The organism is Pseudomonas sp. (genome assembly GCF_049645325.1).
Lineage (GTDB): Bacteria > Pseudomonadota > Gammaproteobacteria > Pseudomonadales > Pseudomonadaceae > Aquipseudomonas.
This window is the reverse complement of record NZ_JBARTQ010000395.1, coordinates 1-5,019: the sequence shown is the minus strand read 5'-3', so window position 1 is coordinate 5,019 and position 5,019 is coordinate 1. Positions and strand designations below refer to the sequence as shown.

The 5,019-nt window shown below is 62.6% G+C and carries 5 protein-coding genes; all 5 read left to right on the top strand.

Going from position 1 to position 5,019, the window contains the following annotated elements; translation table 11 throughout:
- Positions 1 to 455: hypothetical protein (locus tag WBB95_RS17110; protein WP_424488674.1), on the top strand; the 455-nt coding region annotated here is incomplete at its 5' end.
- An 81-nt stretch (positions 456 to 536) separates the two neighbouring features.
- Positions 537 to 1,019: a VOC family protein gene (locus tag WBB95_RS17105; protein WP_424488673.1), complete on the top strand. Its 483-nt coding sequence runs from the start codon at positions 537 to 539 to the stop codon at positions 1,017 to 1,019.
- A gap of 405 nt (positions 1,020 to 1,424) precedes the next feature.
- Positions 1,425 to 2,288 carry a 4-hydroxy-tetrahydrodipicolinate synthase gene (dapA, locus tag WBB95_RS17100; protein ID WP_424488672.1) on the top strand — a complete coding sequence of 288 codons (864 nt, stop codon included), beginning with the start codon at positions 1,425 to 1,427 and terminating at the stop codon, positions 2,286 to 2,288.
- A gap of 133 nt (positions 2,289 to 2,421) precedes the next feature.
- Positions 2,422 to 3,798 (top strand): pyridoxal-phosphate dependent enzyme, encoded by a 1,377-nt coding sequence (locus WBB95_RS17095; protein WP_424488671.1) that lies wholly within the window; start codon positions 2,422 to 2,424, stop codon positions 3,796 to 3,798.
- Positions 3,795 to 4,961: a cystathionine gamma-synthase gene (locus tag WBB95_RS17090; RefSeq protein ID WP_424488670.1), complete on the top strand. Its 1,167-nt coding sequence runs from the start codon at positions 3,795 to 3,797 to the stop codon at positions 4,959 to 4,961. The genes WBB95_RS17095 and WBB95_RS17090 overlap by 4 nt, the downstream gene beginning before the upstream one ends.
- Positions 4,962 to 5,019: the final 58 nt, after the last annotated feature.

The following is a 5,019-nucleotide window of genomic DNA, read 5'->3' as shown; positions in this document are numbered from 1 at the left end:
GTCGTACCCTTACCGCCACCCTCGCCGCCACCCTTTTGCTGACGGGGTGCGCCAATGGCGTCAACGGCCTCAGCAGCTTGAACAACCTGGCATTGCCGGGCATCCAGGGCAAGGCCGGGCCGGACATTTCGCTGTTCGACACCACCTATGTCAGGACCCACATCATTTCCGGCAAGACCACCTCGCAACAGCTCAAAGCGCTGTATGGCGAGCCGCAAGACCAGTCGATATCCTCCGACGGCACCGAAACCTGGAACTACGCGCCCTCCACCACCCAGAATGCCTCCATGCGCCATATGCTTGGGCTGGTGTCCAACCATATTCCGGGCAACACCTACGACAACGCGATCGACACCCGGCGCACGGCCATCGATAACATTGCACCGCAGCAACAGAGCCGCCGCCTGAATGTGCACCTCAATAAGGGTGTGGTCAGGGACTACACGATCATGTAAGCCACCGCCCGGCGGCTGCGCCGGGCGTGGTTTCAGCTGTGATCTAAACTCCACACGCCCATCACCCCGTGGAGGCCCCAGATGAATAATAAAAACACCCTATGCCTGTGGTACAACGGCGCGGCGCTGGAAGCCGCAACCTTCTATCCCGCGACATTCCCCGACAGCGCCGTGCAGGCTGTGCATCACGCGCCGGGTGATTATCCGGCCGGCAAACAAGGCGACGTGCTGACCGTCGAATTCACCGTCATGGGCATCCCGTGCCTGGGCCTGAATGCCGGGCCGGCGTTCCCTCACACCCAAGCGTTCTCCTTCCAGGTAGCGACGGACGACCAGGCCGAAACCGACCGCTACTGGAACGCGATTATCGACAGCGGCGGCCAGGCCAGTGCCTACGGCTGGTGCAGTGACAAGTGGGGTCTGTCGTGGCAGATCACCCCACGCGTGCTGAGTGCCGGCGTGACCCATCCCGACCCGGCGACAGCCAAGCGTGCGTTCGACGCGATGATGACCATGACCAAGATCGACGTGGCTGCGATCGAGGCCGCAGTCGCCGGGCGCTGAGAGGTGAGCTCCCTGTGGGAGCTGTCGAGCCCCAGCGAAGCTGCGAAGGCGTCAGCACTGCTTGCCTCTTCATCCCCTGACCCACCGCTTTCGCAGTACGCAAACACGTGCGACAGGGTTGACACATTCGCTCACATCCCCTGAAGATGGAGCCCTTCTTCAGGGTGTGACAATTCATGTCTTCCACGTCGCTCGTTAACCTTTCCGTCATTGGCTTGATCGCCAAGGCGCAAGGCTGCGTCGTGCACGCCCTCAAATCGAAGAAACAGTCGCTCATGTGACCGGGGCGCGCTGTCCCGTCAGATGAGCTGACAGGACATTGAGCGCGAAGGCCCCCTTCCCCTTGCACAATTCCATCTGCCCTTCTGACGGTGACTCAATCGGTCAATCATCAGGAGAAAGTGCATGTCTGTGTTTCAAGGTATCTGGGTTCCCGTGGTCACACCGTTTCATGACGGTGCCATCGATTTCATCGGCTTGCGCCGGCTGCTCAGTCACCTGCTGGAAAAGCACGTGGCCGGCATCATGGTCTGCACCACCACCGGCGAGGCCGCCTCGTTGAGCCGTCAAGAACAGCTGGCGGTGCTGGATGCCGTGTTGCAGGTGGTGCCCGCGCACCGCGTGGTGATGGGGCTGTCGGGCAACAACCAGATTGAACTGCTGCAATTCCAGGGCGAAATCCTCAAGCGCCCGGTGGCCGGTTTACTGGTACCCGCCCCGAGCTATATCCGCCCGTCCCAGGCAGGTCTTGAAGCGTTTTTCCGCACGGTGGCCGATGCGTCGAGCGTGCCGATCATTCTCTATGACATTCCCTACCGCACCGGCGCGACCTTCGAACAGGCCACGCTGCTGAACATCGTCGCGCATGAACGCATCGTCGCGATCAAGGACTGCGGCGGCAACCTGACGAACACCCTGGCGCTGCTCACCAGTGGGCAAGTGGACGTACTGTGTGGCGAGGACATCCAGATCTTCAACGCGCTGTGCCTGGGTGCCACGGGCGCCATTGCGGCCTCGGCCCACGTGCACACCGAGCAGTTCGTGGCGCTGTACCAGCAAATACGCGACAACCAACTGGCGCAGGCCCGGGCGACGTTTTTGCAGTTGCTGCCGCTGATCAACGCGATATTCATGGAACCTAACCCGGCACCGGTGAAGGCTGCGCTGGCCCTGGAAGGCTTGATCGGCAGCGAACTTCGGGCACCGATGCAAACCGCCAGCGCCGCCGTAAAAGCGCACCTGCAACAGCTGTCAGGCCACGCTGTTTAAGCGCGCGCATGCGCCAAAAACATACATCCAACGGACCGCCCGGTTGCGACCGGCGCGATCCAGGCCTATGTTCCAAGCCATGCTTTGCATTTTGATGCCCCCGCCCTGCGCCCATCCGTACCCAGGTGACGACATGCCCACGCTTCCCCGCCCCGCCGTGCTCGAACTGATCGGCAACACGCCGCTGGTTCGCGTCAGCCGGTTTGATACCGGCCTGTGCACACTGTTTCTCAAACTTGAATCGCAAAACCCCGGTGGCTCCATCAAGGACCGCATCGGCCTGGCCATGATCGATGCCGCCGAGCGTGACGGTCGCCTGCGGCCCGGCGGCACCATCATTGAAGCCACCGCCGGCAACACCGGCCTGGGCCTGGCGCTGGTCGGCCGCGCCAAGGGCTACCGGGTGGTGCTGGTGGTGCCTGACAAGATGTCGACCGAGAAGGTGCTGCACCTCAAGGCCATGGGCGCCGAAGTGCACATCACGCGCTCCGATGTCGGCAAGGGCCACCCGGAGTATTACCAGGACGTCGCCGCGCGCCTGGCCAAGGACATTCCCGACGCCTTCTTCGCCGACCAATTCAACAACCCGGCCAACCCCTTGGCCCACGAAACCAGCACCGCACCGGAAATCTGGGCGCAAACCCAGCACGATGTGGACGCGATTGTGGTGGGCGTCGGCTCAGCCGGCACCCTCACCGGCCTGACGCGCTTCTTCAAACGGGTTCAGCCGGAACTGGCCATGGTACTCGCCGACCCTGTGGGCTCGGTGATGGCCGAGTACAGCCGCAGCGGCAAGCTGCAAACCCCGGGTTCCTGGGCAGTGGAAGGCATTGGCGAGGATTTCATTCCCTCGATTGCCGACCTCTCCAGCGTGCGCCAGGCCTATTCCATCAGCGATGAAGAAAGCTTCGACCACGCGCGCCAGTTGCTCAAGGCCGAAGGCATTCTCGGTGGCTCGTCCACCGGCACCCTGCTCGCCGCCGCGCTGCGCTATTGCCGCGAGCAAACCGTCCCCAAACGCGTGGTCACCTTCGTCTGCGACACCGGCACGCGCTACCTGTCGAAGGTCTACAACGACCAATGGATGACCGACGCCGGCCTCTTGCAATACAAACACTACGGCGACCTGCGCGACCTGATCGCGCGCCGTTTTGAAGATGGCCGGGTGATCAGCGTGAGCCCCGACGACACCTTGCTCACCGCCTTCCAGCGCATGCGCCTCGCCGACGTTTCGCAACTGCCGGTGCTGGTGGACGGCCAGACGCTGGTGGGCGTGATCGACGAATCCGACATCCTGCTGGGCTTGCACCATAATGCTGCCGAGTTTTCCACTACCGTCGCCGGCGCCATGACCGACACCTTGCGAACCCTGGCCCCCAGCGCCAGCCTGGCCGAACTGCAGGCGGAACTGGACCGCGGCCTGGTCGCGATTATTGCCGACGCTTCAGGCTTTCATGGCCTGATCACCCGCGTCGACCTGCTTAACCACCTACGGAGATCCCTTGCATGAGTCAGCCCGATAAAAGTGCGTTTGCCACCCGCGTGATCCACGCCGGGCAATCACCCGACCCGACCACGGGAGCGCTGATGCCACCGATCTACGCCAACTCCACCTACCTGCAAGACAGCCCCGGCGTGCACAAGGGCTTTGATTACGGGCGCTCGCACAACCCGACGCGTTTTGCCCTCGAACGTTGCGTCGCCGACCTTGAAAGCGGCAGCCAGGCATTTGCCTTTGCCTCCGGGCTGGCGGCAATTTCCACCGTGCTGGAACTGCTCGATGCGGGTGCGCATATCGTGTCCGGCAACGACCTCTACGGCGGCACCTTCCGCCTGTTCGACAAGGTGCGCCAACGCAGCGCCGGGCACCGTTTCAGCTTTGTCGACTTGAGCGACCTGTCGGCCTTTGAAGCGTCCCTGCAGGACGACACGCGCATGGTCTGGGTTGAGACGCCGAGCAACCCGTTGCTGAGCCTTACCGACCTCAGCGCCATTGCACGCATCTGCCGCGACCGCGGCATTATCTGCGTGGCCGACAACACCTTCGCCAGCCCGTGGATCCAGCGCCCGCTGGAGCTGGGCTTCGACATCGTGGTGCACTCCACCACCAAATACCTCAATGGCCACTCGGATGTGATCGGCGGCATCGCCATTGTCGGCGACAACCCGGACCTGGCCGAGCGCCTGGGCTTCCTGCAAAACTCAGTCGGCGCCATCGCGGGCCCCTTCGATGCCTTCCTGACCCTGCGCGGCGTGAAAACCCTGGCGCTGCGCATGGAGCGCCATTGCAGCAACGCCTTGGACCTGGCGACCTGGCTGGAAAAACAGCCGCAAGTGTCGCGGGTTTACTACCCGGGCCTGGCGTCCCATCCGCAGCACGAACTGGCACGCAAGCAAATGCGCGGGTTTGGCGGGATGATTTCGGTGGATTTGAACAGTGACCTGGCTGGCGCCACACGCTTTCTCGAAAACGTGAAAATTTTCGCCCTGGCCGAAAGCCTCGGCGGCGTCGAAAGCCTGATCGAACACCCGGCAATCATGACCCATGCCAGCATTCCAGCGGCGACGCGCGCGCAGCTAGGCATTGGTGATGGCTTGGTGCGGTTGTCGGTGGGGGTTGAAGACGTCGAGGATTTACGCGCAGACCTGGCACAGGCATTAGCGCTGATTTAACGAAAGCACTCGGTCAAAGGTGGGAGCTGGCTTGCCTGCGATGGCCATAAGTATCTAC

What these genes read in the sequence shown, in the direction of transcription:
- WBB95_RS17105 (WP_424488673.1), top strand. Translation starts at nt 537, where the DNA reads ATGAATAATAAAAACACCCTATGCCTGTGGTACAACGGCGCGGCGCTG.
- WBB95_RS17095 (WP_424488671.1), top strand. Translation starts at nt 2,422, where the DNA reads ATGCCCACGCTTCCCCGCCCCGCCGTGCTCGAACTGATCGGCAACACG.
- dapA (WP_424488672.1), top strand. Translation starts at nt 1,425, where the DNA reads ATGTCTGTGTTTCAAGGTATCTGGGTTCCCGTGGTCACACCGTTTCAT.
- WBB95_RS17090 (WP_424488670.1), top strand. Translation starts at nt 3,795, where the DNA reads ATGAGTCAGCCCGATAAAAGTGCGTTTGCCACCCGCGTGATCCACGCC.